The sequence below is a fragment of the Streptomyces sp. NPDC050704 genome, assembly GCF_040654355.1.
In the GTDB taxonomy this organism is placed as follows: Bacteria; Actinomycetota; Actinomycetes; order Streptomycetales; family Streptomycetaceae; genus Streptomyces.
Window position 1 is genome coordinate 20,622 of the sequence record NZ_JBFAHW010000021.1, and the last position, 14,943, is coordinate 35,564.

Genomic DNA, 14,943 nt, shown 5'->3' on the forward strand with positions numbered 1-14,943 from the left:
CTGGGTGCTGTGGTGACCGGGTGGTGCGCTGTCACCACAGAAGGCCGGGATGCGGGGCTGTTTTGGACACCGCACGGCAAGATTCGTCGCCGCCCCATGCTGGGCGGCGCCGTTTCCCCACCGTTGGACGCACACCTAAAGCAGGTCGTGTGGCTTTCCGAAAGGACGCCGTCATGCCCCGGGAGGCGGGGGCTGGTCTGGCCGACGACCGTTTCTCATCCTGTCGGTTACGGCGTTTTGCCGACCGCCAAGCAGCTGCGACAAGACGCCACTCCGTCGGCGTGACGCGTCCGCCGAGACACCTAAAGACCTACTAAGACAGCACTAAAGTTGCAGGTCACCGGCCATCGAGTCTCCACTAGAGGCCTACTAAGAGCCAAGCCGTCAGCCGGTTCCTACCGTCACTGAATCCTCCCAGACCAGAACCACTTTTAAGTAATCTTTAGCATCAAGGAGATTCCCGGAGGGGGACCTCCTTGTTCTTTTCTTGTCGTTTTCTTGTCGGGTGTCTGGATTCCTTGAGGCGTCGTTTCTTCCGCCTCGTGAAGGAGTTGCCTGACATGGCTGACAGGCATACCGCCCACCGCGCCCGCGCCACCGGGCAGCCGTCGCCGCTGGACACCGCACGGGAATGCTTCACGCTGCTGGTGACCGGCCCGCAGCCGTTGTCCCTGGATGGCCGGGGCTACCCGGGTCTGCCCAACCGGCGTATCCCGCTAGATGAGTTGCGGGACCGGATGCTGCGCCGCCGCTGCCCGCGGCGTACCCGCGACGAGGTCTGGGCGCATCTGGTGCGCCAGTCCCGGGAGCAGGGGGCGACGTGGACGCTGGCGTGCGCGGGGATGGCGCTGCCGGCGCTGGCCGGGGTATCCAGCTGGCTGGCGGCCCGGTTCCCCGACGATGTGGTCGACCTGCATGGCGAGGTGCTCTCCGGGTTCCTCGGCGCCCTCGCAACGATCGATGTGGACCGACCGCGGGTGCTGGTCCGACTGCGCTGGGCGGCCTACCGCGCCGGGTTCACCGCGCTGTCCGAAGCGCTGGACGCCCCCATGCCGGTGGCCAGCGCGTTCCGGTCGGGGCCGCCGAAGCCGCCGTGGGGTCACCCCGACTTGGTGCTGGCGCGGGCGGTCCGGCAGGCGGTCCTGACCCGGACCGAGGCCGACCTGATCGGTGCCACCCGACTGGACGAGACGTCCATCACCGACTGGGCCGACCACCACCAGATGTCCCATGAGGCGGCCTACAAGGCCCGCCAGCGTGCCGAGCGTCGCCTGGTCGCCTTCCTGCGCGAGCAGACCGCGGCCGCCGACCCGGACGACCCGGTCGCCTCCTGCCTCGCCGACGATCTGGCCCCGCAGACCCCGCCGTCCCGCCCGACCGGGCGATCACCCTGCGTCACCACAGCGGGGCAGGGCGGCCCGGCACAGCCCGGTGAGAAATCCGCGGCGGTGGTGTCCAAATCCGGCGCTGATTCCGGCCTTCTCGGATGCGGGGGATCCACACCCGCCCTCGCGTCCCGCGTGTCTCCGGAGGTCCCTCGATGCGCCTGATCCCTCTGCCCTGCCGCCGCGCCCGCACCCCTGCGGACGCCGCAGCCCACCGTCGCCCCGGGCAGGAGCCTCGCAGCGGATGGCTGTGCCGGGTGCTGCTGCTGATCGGTTTGACCGTGCTGGTGCTCGCCGTCGTCGTCACCTCGGCGCAGGCCACCGAGCCGGCTCACGTCCTGGCCCTCGCAGAGTCGGTCAACGCGGTGCTGGACAACATCCGCAACTGGATCATGGGCATCCTGGCGAGTCTCGCCACGGTGTTCCTGTCGATCGGCGGCGTGCGCTACGTCATGGCCGGGGGTGATCCCGGGGAGGTGGAGAAGGCCAAGACCGCCTTCAAGAGCGCCGGCTGGGGCTACGGGCTGGCTGCACTGGCCCCGCTGGTGGTCGAGATCCTCAAAGGGATCGTGGGGGCCTGATGACCACCGCCCCGGCCCACGCCACCACCGCCCTGACACACCGGCTCCCCGGTCCGACTGTCTCCGGCCGGACCGGGGCCGGGCGCCCGGCGCAACCGAGCCGCCGTCGCCGGTGGCGCCGCCGGCGCCGCGCCCTGGTCCTCGCCACCCTCGTCCTGGCGGTGCTGGCGTCGGTGTTCTCCGCCTACGCCGACCCGAGTCCGAGCCCTGGCCCGGCGCCGGCCCCGACCGCCTCCACCGAGCCCACACCGACCCCCTCGGCGAGCGCGTCCTCGTGCTCGGCGTCGGACTGCATCCCGCAGCCCAGCACATCAGCCTCCCCGGCGCCCACCGCCGGAACCATGCCTCCGGCCGAGGTTCCCGGCGGCGACGGCACCGGCGGGATATCCGGGTGGATCGCCAAGGGCATCGGCAGCGCGATCACGGGCTTCTTCAAGTCGGTGATCAAGTTCGCCCTCAATCCGCTGCTGGACCTGCTCAGCGGCACGCTGCTGACCACGCCGAGTCCGGAGTCCATGCCGCGCGTGGGCGAACTGTGGACGAACTCCTGGCAGATCGCTGTTGCCTGCTACGCCCTGCTGGTTGCCATCGCCGGGATCGTGGTGATGAGTCACGAGACGGTGCAGACCCGCTACTCGATCAAGGAAATTGCGCCCCGGATTCCCCTGGGGTTCCTCGCCGCCGCGCTGTCGCTGTTCTTCGCGGGCAAGGCCGTCGACCTGGCCAACGCTCTCTCCCGCGCCGCCATGGGCGGCGGCGTCGACGCCGATGCCGCCGGGCCCGCGCTGCGCGACTTCGTGCTGAGCTCGTTCAGCTCCGACAGCGGCAGCATCTTCCTCGTCCTGATGTGGCTCGTGGTCATCGGGGTTCTGGTGGCCCTGCTGCTGACGTTCGTCGTCCGCGTGGCTCTGACGATCATTTTGATCGTTGCCGCGCCCCTGGCGTTGATCTGTCACGCCCTGCCGCAGACCGACGGCGTCGCCCGCTGGTGGTGGAAGGCCTTCGGCGGCGTGCTGGCCATCCAGGTCGCCCAGTCGCTCGCCCTGATCACCGGGGTGCGGGTGTTCTTGACTCCCGGTGGGTTCGGCCCTTCCGGGCTGTTCGGGCTCACCGACAACGGGCTGGTCAACGTGCTGGTCACGCTGGCGCTGATGTACGTCGTCTTCAAGATCCCGTTCTGGATCCTGGGGTCGATTCGCTTCGGTAATGGCCGGTCGTTCGTCGGCAGTGTGGCCCGCGCCTACGTGATGTACAAGACGCTCGGACTGCTGCGCGGCGGGGGCGGGGCGGGCGCCGCTTCGCGCGGCGGGGCGCGCCGCACACCTCCTTCCGCAGGGCCGGGCGGAACATCCCGCTCTCCCCGGCCGTCCGGCCCTGGGCCGTCTCCGCGCGGCGCGGGCCGCCGGAGCGGCAGCGGGAATCCCTCGCCTGCGGGACCGAGCAGGCCGGGCGGGCCGACGGGCGGCCCGCGGCGCTCGCCGGGGCCACCGCTGTTCCTCCAGCCGATTCCCACGATCCCCGGAGCAAGCCAGCCGACCGGCCCTGCTGGCGGACCTCCGCCGATGCCGCAATTCCGGGCTCCCGGGGGCCCGCCCCCTGGCGCGTCCCCTGCCCGGACGGCCATGCCGTCGGCCCGGCCGACGCGCCCGCCCGGCTTGCCGGTGTTCCAGGCGCCCGGCGGCGCCGGGTCCACCACGCCGGCCAGGGCGACCGGCAGGCCGCCGGGATCGGCCCGGCCGCGCTTCCAGCAGCCCACTTCACAGCCCCGCACTCCGTCCTGGCAGACCACCCGGCCGCCCGCACCCGCCGCCTTCCGGCCGCCAGTGCCCGAGCCCCGGGTCACTCCCGTGCGGCAGCCGCGCACCAACGCCCCGCCCCCGGCCGTCTTCAGCTCCCCACCGCCCACCAGCACGCCGCCCGCGAGGCGCACCCCGCCACCCTCGCGCCGTACCGGCGGCAGCCGCCAAGGAGGTGATCCGTCGTGACCCAGCCTGTGCGCATTCCCGCCGACGTCGACCGCGAGGACACCGTCCTGGCCAGCCTGACCGCCCGCCAGCTGATGATCCTGGCCGTCACCGGCATCGTGCTGTACGGCCTCTGGTCCCTGACCCGCGCGTTCGTGCCCCTGCCGGTGTTCCTGATCCCCGCCGTGCCCATCGGGGCCACCGCTGTCTTCCTGGCCCTGGGCAAACGGGACGGGATGCCGCTGGACCGGCTGATGCTGGCCGCCCTGCGCCAGCACATGACGCCCCGCCACCAGGTCGCCGCCCCCGAAGGCATCCGCCCGGCACCGGCCTGGCTCGCCCGGCAGGTCACCGAACCCGAGGAGCCGACCGGCGGCGTGGCTCCCGCCGCGCTGCAGTTGCCCGCCGAAGGTGTGAGCGAGACCGGCGTGATCGACCTCGGCAGTGACGGGGTCGCGGTGGTGGCGGTGTGCAGCACTGTCAACTTTGCCCTGCGCACCCCGGCCGAACAGGACTCCCTGGTGGCCGCGTTCGGCCGGTACCTGCACTCGCTCACCGCACCCGTCCAGGTCCTTATCCGTACCGAGCGGCTGGATCTGTCGGCGCAGATCGGCGAGTTGCGCCAGCGCGCCCCGTCGCTGCCGCACCCGGCGCTGGAAGCCGCCGCCCGCGAGCACGCCGACTACCTCGCGCAACTCGGCGAGAGCAGCGACCTGTTGTGCCGCCAGGTCCTGCTCGTTCTGCGTGAGCCGCTCGGTCCGGGCGTTCCCGCCGATGCGCTGAGCGGCGGCTCGCCCCTGGCTGCTTTCGCCCACCGCAGGAAAGCCCCGTCCGGCGGCGGAGTCGAAGATCACGCTGTCCGGCGCGCCGCGGAGGCCCGTCTGATCCGCCGGATCGGCGAGGCCGTCGAGCTCCTGGGTCCCCTCGGTGTCGTCGTCACCCCGCTGGACGCCGGGCAGGCCACCGCCGTGCTGGCCGCCGCCTGTAACCCCGACAGCTTTCTGCCGCCCACCTCCGCGCTCGCCGGCGCCGACGACGTCATCACCACCGCCGCGACCGAGGAGGACGGGCCTCATGACCCGTCGTCGTCCTGGACCGAGCGGGAAGGGAGGGACACGCTGTGAACCGCTCCCGCCGGCAGACAGGACACCCGGCATCCGCGCCACCCGCCCCCGACGCCGGGGCGTTCGCCCCGGACTCCCTGGCCGTCGCGCCCCGGCACTTGGAGGTCGGTGCGGAGTGGGTGGCCTCCTTCGCGGTCACCGGCTACCCGCGCGAGGTGCATCCCGGGTGGCTGCAGCCGCTGCTGACCTACCCCGGCCGGGTCGACGTCAGTTTGCACATCGAGCCGATCGACCCGGTCACCGCCGCCACCCGGCTCAAGCGCCAGCTGGCCAAGCTGGAATCGGGCCGCCGCCACACCGAGGAGCATGGCCGGCTCATCGACCCGCAGGTGGAGGCGGCCACCGAGGACGCCTACGACCTGTCGTCCCGGGTCGCCCGCGGCGAGGGCAAGCTCTACCGGCTCGGCCTGTATCTGACCGTCCACGCCACCAGCCGCGAGGAGTTGGCCAACGAGGTCGCGGCGGTACGGGCGTTGGCCGCCAGTCTGCTGCTGGATGCCAAGCCCACCACCTACCGCAGCCTCCAGGGCTGGGTCACCTGCCTGCCGATGGGCCTCGACCTGGTGACGATGCGCCGCACCTTCGACACCGCCGCGCTGTCCGCCGCGTTCCCGTTCACCAGCCCCGACCTGCCCCCGCCGGACCCCACCTCGGTCGCCGCCCCGTCCGGCGTGCTCTACGGCTACAACGTCGGCAGCCAAGGGCTCGTCCACTGGGACCGCTTCGCCCTGGACAACCACAACTCCGTCGTCCTGGGCCGCTCCGGCGCCGGCAAGTCCTACCTGGTCAAGCTGGAGTTGCTGCGCTCGCTCTACCGCGGCATCGAGAACTACGTCATCGACCCCGAGGACGAATACGCCCGCTTGGCCCGCGCGGTCGGCGGCACCTACGTCCACCTCGGCGCCGAGGACGTCCGCCTCAACCCCTTCGACCTGCCCCTCCACACCCGGCCCGACGGACGGCGCACCGCGCCCAAGGACGCCCTGGTCCGGCGCGCCCTGTTCCTGCACACCGTGCTGGCCGTGCTGCTCGGCGGGCAGCTCGCACCGGCGGAGAGGGCGGTGCTGGACCAGGCCATCGCCGCGACGTACCAGCAGGCCGGCATCACCGCGGACACGCGTACCTGGACGCGGGCCGCCCCGCTGCTGGCCGACCTCGCCGCCACCCTGCACGCCTCGAAGAACCAGACCGCGACGGATTTGGCGGCCCGGCTGCACCCCTTCACCAAGGGCGCGTTCTCCGGGCTGTTTGCCGGGCCCACCACCACCCGGCCTGACGGCCATCTGGTGGTGTTCTCTCTGCGCGACCTGCCGGACGAACTCAAGAGCATCGGGACCCTGCTGACGCTGGACACCATCTGGCGCCGGGTGTCCAATCCGGCGCTGCGCCGACCGCGGCTGGTGACCGTGGACGAGGCGTGGCTGCTGATGCAGGCCCCGGCCGGGGCACAGTTCCTGTTCCGGATGGCCAAGGCGTCTCGCAAGCACTGGGCCGGGCTGACGGTTGCCACCCAGGACACCGCGGACGTGCTCGGCTCCGACCTGGGCAAGGCGGTCGTGGCCAACGCCGCGACCCAGATCCTGCTGCGCCAGGCCCCGCAGGCCATCGACGAGATCACCCGGACGTTCGATCTGTCCGAGGGCGAGCGGCAGTTCCTGCTGACCGCCGACCGCGGCCAAGGCCTGCTGTCCGCCGGAACACAGCGCGTCGCGTTCGCGTCCGTGGCCTCGCCCACCGAGCACTACCTGGTGACCACGAACCCGGCCGAGCTGGCCGCCTACGCGGACAGCGGCACCGCTGTGCCTACCGAGGGCCCGTTCCTCGATCTCGACGCGGCCGATCCTCCGGATGACGCCTATGACGCCGTTTCCGGCAGCGAGGTCGATCTCGACGTCAGCTGAACGATCCTCATCACCCCTTCTGCGATCTGTGCGCCGGTCCTGCGCAGAGGGGGGCCGTCGTAGCTCTCCTGATTTTCGTCTGGGAGGCCATCCATGTCGTCTCACGCATCGGTGCCCGCTCTCGTTCCCCGGCGGCCTCCGCGGCTGCTGACCCAGAACCGTGAACTGCGCGCGATCGGCGTCTGGAACTGGACGCTGCCCGCCTGGGCCGGCCGCTTCCCGGACGGGAATACCTACAACACCTGTCCGTCGGCCGGGATTTGCCGCCACGTCTGCTACGCCCGGTTTGGCACGTACACCTGGCCCACGGTGAAAGCCAAGCACCAGGCCAACCTTCGCTTCGTCCTCGACGATCTGCCCGGCTGGGAGCAGGCGATGCTCGCCGAGCTCGGGAGGCGGAAGTTCCGCGGGACGTGGGTGAGGATCCACGACAGCGGCGACTTTTTCTCTCACGCCTACCTGCTGGCGTGGCTGCGGATTGTCCGCGCCCGGCCGGAGACGAATTTCTACGCCTACACCAAGGAAGTCGCCCGGTTCCGGGCTCTGGTGGAGCCCGACGCACCGGACAACTTCCTGTGGGTCTACAGCTTCGGCGGAACCCAGGACGCGCTGCTGGACATCGAGCGTGACCGCGTGGCAGATGTCTTCCCCGACGAAGTAGCCATCGCCGCCGCCGGATGGCACTCGCAGGAGGCCAGCGACCTGCTGGCCGTCCTCGGCCCGCGCCTGGTGGGCATTCCCGCCAACCGCATCCCGCATTTCCTCAAGCGGCTGGCCGGCCGCACGTTCCGCTCCTGGCAAGGCGAAGTGGACGCCGAACGCCATGCCCAGCGCCGCCCGCCCGGCGGCCTGCGGCTCGTACACGGCGCCACCCCGCCCGGGCCATCGGCATCGGCCGGATCCGGCCAGGTGCCCGCCACGCAGCGGCACGGCCGCGCCGCCTGACGACCTCTTCGCGATCTCGCTTCTGGAGACCCCTGCCATGCTCCTCGGCTATCTCTCGCCGTCCTCGATCCTCCTCGCCGCCCCGGCCAGCCCCGACTCCCCGCTGGTCACCTATCTGCGCGATCCCGGCGGCACCCTGCGCGCCGCGCTGTCCCACGTGGCGCAGTGGGGCATCGTCTGGGGGCCCGTCGCGGGCCCCGCACTGGTGCTCGCTGCCGCCGGGCTCGGCTGGGCGCGCTGGTGGTGGCGCCGCCGCTGCCGCCGCATGCTGAACGCCGACGCCCGGATCGTCAGCGTGCTGCCGCCGCCCACCGCCGACCCGGCCGGAGCCGAAGCACTGTGGGCGAACCTGCTCGGGCTGCTGCGGCCCGCCTGGCGCCGCCGCCTGACCGGCCAGCCCCACCTGGCGTGGGAGTACGCCTTCGACCGCGAAACCATCCGCCTCCGCCTGTGGGTGCCCGGCGTCGTTCCGCCCGGCATGGTCGAGCGCGCGATCGAGGCCGCCTGGCCCGGCGCCCACACCCGCGCCGCCCCCGCACCGCCGCCCGCCCGCCTCGCCGGGCCGCACACCGAGGTTGCCGGGGGCGAGCTCCGCCTGGCCCGGCCCGAGGCCCTGCCGATCCGCACCGCCTTCCCCGCCGACCCGATCCGCGCCCTGCTCGGCGCGCCGGTCGGCCTCGGCGCCGGCGAACAGGCGGTGGTCCAGGTCTTGGCCCGGCCCGTCACCGGGCGGCGGATCGCCAAGGCCCGCCGGGCGGCGCGGCGGGCGCGCGCCGGACACCCCGTGCGCCCCCTCAGCCGCCTGCTCGACGCGCTCACCCCGGGCTACCGCCCTCCCCGTTCCCGCCACGCCGCCCCAGTACTGGATCACCAGACGGCGTTGGAGGCGTCCGCCGAAGACAAAGTGATCGTCGCCAAACAGCGCGGCGCCCCGTATGAGACCCGCATCCGCTACGCGATCACCGCGAGCATGCCCGGCGAGGCGAGTTCCGAGCATCGGGCCGCGATCCGCGAGCGGCTGCGCGGCCGGGGCCACGCCATTGCCAGCGCGTTCGCCACCTTCACCGAGCACAACTACTACCGCCGCGCCAAGCTCCGCCGACTTCGGCTGTACGTTGCCGAACGCCGTCTGGGTTCAGGGGACTTGCTGTCGATCCCGGAACTGGCGGCGGTGGCGCACCTGCCGTGGGACGAAGCCATTCCCGGCCTGCAACGCGCCGGCGCCCGCGCCGTGCCGCCTCCGCCCGGCATCGCCACCACCGGCCCGGCCGTGAGGCCCATCGGACTGACCGACACCGGCCGTCCCCGCCCCGTCGGATTGCGGGTGCCGGACGCCCGCCAGCACCTGCACATCCTCGGCGCGACCGGCTCGGGTAAGTCCGAGCTCATGGCGCGAATGATCCTCGCCGACGCCGCAGCCGGACGCGGCCTGGTGGCCATCGACCCCAAGGGCGACCTGATCACCGACGTGCTGATGAGGCTGCCGGAAGAGCTCGGGCACAAGGTGATCCTTTTCGATGCCGACAGCAAGGCCCGCCCGCCCATCCTCAACCCCCTCGAAGGCGACGATGTGGCCCGCACGGTCGACAACCTGGTGTCGATCTTCTCCCGCGTCTACGCCTCGTCCTGGGGACCGCGCACCGACGACATCCTGCGGGCCGGGCTGCTCACCCTGCGCGCCCAGGGCGGCATCCCCGTCCTGACCGACCTGCCCAAACTGCTGGCGGTCCCCTCGTTTCGGCAGCGAGCCGTCGACCAGATCGACGACGACATCCTGCGGGGCTTCTGGTCCTGGTACGACGCGCTGTCCGGCCCGGCCCGCGCCCAGGTCACCGCGCCGTTGATGAACAAGCTCCGCGGCTTCCTGCTGCGCCCCTTCGTCCGTGCCGCCCTCGCCGGCGGGACCTCCACCGTCGACATGGACGCCGTCCTCGACGGCGGGATCTGCCTGGTCCGCATCGCCAAGGACGCCCTGGGCACCGAGACCGCCCACCTGATGGGCTCCATCGTGGTCGCCCGCACCTGGCAGGCCACCACCCGCCGGGCCCACATCGCCCAGGGCCAGCGCCCGGACGCCGGGCTGTACCTGGACGAGGCGCACAACTTCCTCAACCTCCCCTACGCGCTGGAGGACATGCTCGCCGAGGCCCGCGGCTACCGGCTGTCGATGACGCTCGCCCACCAGTACCTGCGCCAGCTCCCCAAGGAACTGGAGGAGGGCATCAGCACCAACGCCCGCACCAAGATCTTCTTCAACGCCTCGCCCGAGGACGCCCGCCACCTGGCCCGCCACACCGAGCCCCGGGTGACCGCACACGATCTGTCGAACCTCGACGCCTTCCACGCCGTCGTCCGCCCGGTGCTGCACGGTGCCGAAGCGCCCGCCTTCACCGCCGTCACCGAACCGCTCCCGCCGCCGGTACCGGGCCGCGCCAAGCAAATCCGCGCCGCCGCCCGCCGCAACGCCCGCCCCCAGCCGGCCTCCACCCGTCAGGTGGCCGGTGAGCAGACAGCGGACCCGCGCCGCCCCAGCTGAGCGCCCAGGCTCCCGCCCGCCGCCCACCGCGTGCGGCGGCCAGCCGGGCCGCCGCTCCCCGATCCGATCCCTTCTCGCTCCGGAGGTGCACCGCCTTGATCACCAATCCCACACCCCAGCGCTCCCTGCGCGGGCACCAGCCCCAGCGCCCCAGCCAGCGCACCGCCATCACCAGCGGCTACGTCGCCCACCTCGCCACCCGTCTGACCGAGCGGGACCGGTGGCTGGCCCGCATGCTCTACGAACACCGGGTGCTGACCACCCACCAGATCGTCGAGATGGCCTGGCCGTCGGTACGGGCCGCCAACCTGCGGCTGCTGCGGCTGTACCGGTGGCGGCTGATCGACCGGTTCCAGCCCTTCGTCACCTACGGCACCGCCCCCATGCACTACGTCCTCGACCTCGCCGGAGCCTCCCTGCTCGCCCGCGAGGACGGCCTCGACCTGCGCGACCTGGACTACCGGCACGACCGGGCGACCGGCATCGCCTACTCCCTGCACCTGGCCCACACCGTCGGCACCAACGGCTTCTTCAGCGCCCTCGTCGCCCGCTCCCGCCGCCCGGACACCACCGGCCAGCTCACCGCCTGGTGGTCCGAGAGCCGTTGCGCCAGGCACTTCGGCGACATCGTCCGCCCCGACGCCTACGGCCTCTGGCACGAGCACAGCCCTGTGCCCGCGGCGCTGGAGTGGTTCCTGGAGTTCGACTTCGGCACCGAGCGCCCGGACCGCCTCGGCCGCAAACTCACCGGCTACGCCAAGCTGGCCGCCACCACCGGCATCACCACGCCCGTCCTGGTCTGGGTGCCAACTGCCCGCCGTGAAGCCCGCATCCGCCGCGCCCTGGCAGCCGCCCTGACCGACCTCGACGACCCCTCGCTGGTGCCCGTGGCCACCTCCAGCGCGGACTTCCTCGACGGCCAGGACAACGCCCCCACGGCGGCCCGATGGCAGCCGCTGGACGTCCGGCAGCCCTCCACCCGGCGCCTACACCTCGCCGAACTCGCCCGCGCCTGGCCGCATCTGGCGCCGCTGGGCAGTTCTTCAAGTGACCCCGCACAGGCCAGCGGCGATATGACCGACGGCCTCCTGCCGCCGTCCCCTCTGCCGCCCGCCCCGTCGGACCGACGCCCCCAGCGGTGAGCGAGCATGGGAAAGATCGCCGCCGCGGCCCTGGGACTGCTGATACTGATCGCCGTCCTCGGCGGCGCCGGGGCCGGCAACCTGCTGTCCGCCTTCGACAGCAGTTCCACCAAGCCCAGCAGGACCGCACTCACCGACATCCCGTCCGACTACCTCGCCCTGTACATGGACGCCGCCACCACCTGCCCAGGCCTGGACTGGTCCGTCCTCGCCGCCGTCGGCAAGACCGAATCGGACCACGGACGATCTACGCTCCCCGGCGTCCACAGCGGCGCCAACTATGCGGGGGCTCGGGGCCCTATGCAGTTCCTGTTGCCCACCTTCCAGAGCGTCGTCGCCAGGCACCGGCTGCCGAAGGGGGGTGCCACTCCCCCCTCGCCCTACGATCCGCACGACGCCATATACGCCGCAGCCGCATACCTCTGCGACTCCGGCGCCCGCAACGGCCGCGACTTGCGCGCCGCCGTGTACGCCTACAACCCCGCCGACTGGTACGTCTCGAAAGTCCTCACCCAGGCCCAGGCCTATGCCGGCGGTGCAGACCTCGGTGCCGACACCGCCCCCACCGCCACCGCTCTGCAGGCGATCAACTACGCCCAAGGCCAGCTCGGACTCCCCTATCAATGGGGCGGCAACGGCCCCTCGTTGACTGAACTTCCTTCGGGGGCTACCCAGGTCAGGGGTGGTTTTGATTGCTCTGGGTTGACGAAGGCGGCATACGCCGCGGCGGGGATCACGCTGCCGCGGGTCGCTCAGGACCAATACGATGCCGGCCCTCGTGTGCCGGCTGGGGAACCGCTGCTGCCGGGCGACCTCGTGTTCTACGGAAGCCCGTCGAATGTGCACCATGTGGGCCTGTACGTCGGAAACGGCTACATGATCGACGCACCGAGGCCCGGCGAGGTGGTGCGCCTGGAGCCGTATCGGCACCGCGGCGACGACTACCTCGCAGCGTCCCGGCCGTGGAAGCGTTAATTATTGTGGGTCGCGAGACCCTGGACCGGATCGGCGACAGGTGGTCGGTCCTGGTCATCGGCCTCCTTAGCCAGGGCCCCCTGCCCTTCGCGCACGCTGCACCAGCGGGTCCCGGGCGTCTCCCAGCGCATGCTCACTCTGACCCTGCGCCACCTCGAACGCGAGGGCATCATCTCCCGCACCGCCTATGCCGAAGTCCTGCCGCGCGTCGAATGCGCATTGGCCTCGCTCGGGGAAAGCCTGCGCGAAACGGTCTTGGCCCTCGCCCGATGGGTTACCGACCACCACGACGAGATCGAAACCGCACGCCACCGCTACGGCATCCGCTGGCAGCAGCCGCGTCGTCGGGGCCCGGGCTCGGCATTGGAGCACTTCTCACAATCGGTCCTGCGACCTGCGTGTTCAGGCCGCACTCTGAGAAACAGGAAGTGAGCCGTGGGCTGCCGTTGCCTACCGGGAGGACGGCTGCGCTCGCCCGTTTTCGTTGTCGGTCGAGTCACCCATACCTGTGCCTATCCCGGTAGGGGTGACATATCGGGGTCCTGGGAGCGTGAACTGGTGGTGCGGGGTTCAGGATCCGGTGCGATAGCGGGTGAGCATGAGGGCGACGGCTTCGTCCACGATCGTGGTGTCGGTGGGGTCGGGCGGGACGAAGTCGGTGCGTACGAGTTGGGGCCACAGGAGCTGGCCGCAGATCATGCCGAGGAACTGTTCGGCCACTGCGGAGGTCGGCTGTGTCTGTCCGTCGGCCGAACGGAAGTCGAGTGTGCCGGCCTGTGCTTCGGTATCCAGGTAGTCGCGAAGCCGGTCGAAGAAGGGTCCGCGGTCGATGGCGAAGCCGGTGCCGACGATGTCGGCGAGTTCCGGCATCTGGGGAAGTTCGGTGATGATGAGGCGGCACAGCGCCGCCGTGCCGGGCCGCCCGATCAGGCAGGCGTAGTCGCGGCCGATGTGGTCCAGGCCGTACCGGGGATCGCCGGGCGGGGGCGGTGCGGCGTACTGCACGTCCAGTTGCCACTGTTCGGAGGTGACGGCTGCGAACAGCGCGGCCTTGGTGGGGTACCGCTTGAAGAGGGTGCCGGTGGAGACGCGGGCCTCCTTGGCGATCTGGGCCAGGGAGGTCTTGTCGTATCCCCGGGCGAGGAAGAGGTCGCGGGCGGCGCGGATGATGCGCGCGCGGTTCTCTGCTTTGATCTGTGCGTGATACCCGGCCTGGGACGTGTCGCCACTGGTTTCCGTTCGGTCACGGTCCGCCACCGACATGCCCACGCCCTTCGCCCCGTCTCCCAGCCGTATCCTCGCTGTCAGAGGACGGTCTGGCCTCCGTCCAGGATAAGGTCCTGGCCCACGGTGAAGGCGGAGCCGTCGGAGGCCAGGTACACGACGGCTTCCGCGATCTCCCCGGGCATACCCATGCGTTCCAGCGGGATGCCGGAGCTGATCGCCTCCAGAACCGCCGTCTGCTGCGCAGGATCCTCGATCCCGAGCTTGGATGCGGAGTACAGCGGGGTGTTCACCGGGCCGGGGCTGATCGCGTTGAACCGGATGCCGTGCGACCTGAGCAGGTCCGCGTTCCAGGACCGCATCAGGGAGCCGACAGCCGCCTTCGTCGCGGCGTAGGCGTTCGACTGACCGTAGCCGCCGTGCGCGCTGTTGGACGCGTTGAGGATGACCGAGGACGAGTCGGCCATCACGGGCACCAGGGCCTGGGTGAGAAAGAAGACGCTCTTGACGTTGATGTCGAAGAGCCGGTCGAAACTGTCCTCCGTGTGGTCCTCGAACGGCCGCCAGTCCGAGACGCCGGCGTTCAGGAACGCCACGTCCAGCTGGCCGAAGTGCTCACGCACCCGCTCCGCCAGGCCGCGCTGCGCATCGAGATCGCGCGCATCGGCCTGCACCACCGGCACCTTGTCCCCGAGGATCTGCCGCGCCTTCTCGATGCTGGCCGGGGTGACCCCCGTAACCAGCACATCGGCGCCCTCCGCGACAAAACGCTGCGCGGTCTCCAGACCGATCCCACTCGTGCCGCCGGTGACGAGGGCGCGCTTGCCCGCAAGACGATTCATGTTGATTGTTCCTTGCCGAGTCGTAAGGTAAGTCGATAGACTCACCACTTGAAGGTAGCTCCCGCGTCGACCTATGGCAAGTCGGTCGACTTACCATAGGTGGCCTGGAGTACTTCGGTCACGCTGGAGAAGGTGGACGACACCGGCTCGAAGGCCGGTTGCATCGGTCTCCCGGGGTGCAGGCGGGCCTGTCATGACGGGCGAGCCCCGCCGTGGGCGCTGACGAGCGAGGGCTCAACCGTTCACGGGAAAGCTCGCGGCACATCGGGCACCGTGCTCGCGTCGCCACGTCCCATTCTTCCGCCGAAGCCGCCGAAGAGGGCA

Annotated in this window: 12 protein-coding genes; 10 read left to right on the forward strand and 2 right to left on the reverse strand. The window is 71.3% G+C overall.

Translation table 11 applies throughout. The features are described 5' to 3' along the window. Positions 1-560: 560 nt before the first annotated feature. From AB0I18_RS14595 to AB0I18_RS14640, 10 genes are all read left to right on the forward strand, one after another. On the forward strand, positions 561-1,550 hold the full coding sequence (locus tag AB0I18_RS14595; RefSeq protein WP_363105797.1) for a hypothetical protein: 990 nt from the start codon (positions 561-563) through the stop codon (positions 1,548-1,550). Continuing rightward, positions 1,541-1,966, forward strand: a complete 426-nt coding sequence (locus tag AB0I18_RS14600) for a pilin (RefSeq protein WP_363105798.1) — start codon at positions 1,541-1,543, stop codon at positions 1,964-1,966. The genes AB0I18_RS14595 and AB0I18_RS14600 overlap by 10 nt, the downstream gene beginning before the upstream one ends. Further along, positions 1,966-3,951 (forward strand): hypothetical protein, encoded by a 1,986-nt coding sequence (locus AB0I18_RS14605; protein ID WP_363105799.1) that lies wholly within the window; start codon positions 1,966-1,968, stop codon positions 3,949-3,951. Before AB0I18_RS14600 ends, AB0I18_RS14605 begins: the two co-directional genes overlap by 1 nt. Continuing rightward, positions 3,948-5,054: a PrgI family protein gene (locus AB0I18_RS14610; RefSeq protein ID WP_363105800.1), complete on the forward strand. Its 1,107-nt coding sequence runs from the start codon at positions 3,948-3,950 to the stop codon at positions 5,052-5,054. The genes AB0I18_RS14605 and AB0I18_RS14610 overlap by 4 nt, the downstream gene beginning before the upstream one ends. Next, positions 5,051-6,955 (forward strand): DUF87 domain-containing protein, encoded by a 1,905-nt coding sequence (locus AB0I18_RS14615; protein ID WP_363105801.1) that lies wholly within the window; start codon positions 5,051-5,053, stop codon positions 6,953-6,955. The genes AB0I18_RS14610 and AB0I18_RS14615 overlap by 4 nt, the downstream gene beginning before the upstream one ends. Before the next feature lie 93 nt (positions 6,956-7,048). After that, on the forward strand, positions 7,049-7,900 hold the full coding sequence (locus AB0I18_RS14620) for a hypothetical protein (RefSeq protein WP_363105802.1): 852 nt from the start codon (positions 7,049-7,051) through the stop codon (positions 7,898-7,900). 37 nt (positions 7,901-7,937) lie between these two features. Continuing rightward, positions 7,938-10,436, forward strand: coding sequence for a TraM recognition domain-containing protein (locus tag AB0I18_RS14625; RefSeq protein WP_363105803.1), 2,499 nt, complete (start codon positions 7,938-7,940; stop codon positions 10,434-10,436). Positions 10,437-10,531: 95 nt separating this feature from the next. Next, entirely contained in the window at positions 10,532-11,578 is a 1,047-nt protein-coding gene (locus tag AB0I18_RS14630; protein ID WP_363105804.1) for a replication-relaxation family protein, read from the forward strand. A gap of 6 nt (positions 11,579-11,584) precedes the next feature. Beyond that, entirely contained in the window at positions 11,585-12,553 is a 969-nt protein-coding gene (locus AB0I18_RS14635) for a bifunctional lytic transglycosylase/C40 family peptidase (RefSeq protein ID WP_363105805.1), read from the forward strand. Between the two features lie 129 nt (positions 12,554-12,682). Further along, the gene (locus AB0I18_RS14640; protein WP_363105806.1) at positions 12,683-12,985 is read left to right on the forward strand and encodes a helix-turn-helix domain-containing protein; all 303 of its coding nucleotides are present in this window, start codon (positions 12,683-12,685) and stop codon (positions 12,983-12,985) included. Between the two features lie 138 nt (positions 12,986-13,123). On the opposite strand, the gene AB0I18_RS14645 is transcribed toward AB0I18_RS14640, so the two are convergent. Continuing rightward, on the reverse strand, positions 13,124-13,816 hold the full coding sequence (locus AB0I18_RS14645) for a TetR/AcrR family transcriptional regulator (RefSeq protein ID WP_363105807.1): 693 nt from the start codon (positions 13,814-13,816) through the stop codon (positions 13,124-13,126). 41 nt (positions 13,817-13,857) lie between these two features. Continuing rightward, positions 13,858-14,619 (reverse strand): SDR family oxidoreductase, encoded by a 762-nt coding sequence (locus AB0I18_RS14650; RefSeq protein WP_363105808.1) that lies wholly within the window; start codon positions 14,617-14,619, stop codon positions 13,858-13,860. Positions 14,620-14,943: the final 324 nt, after the last annotated feature.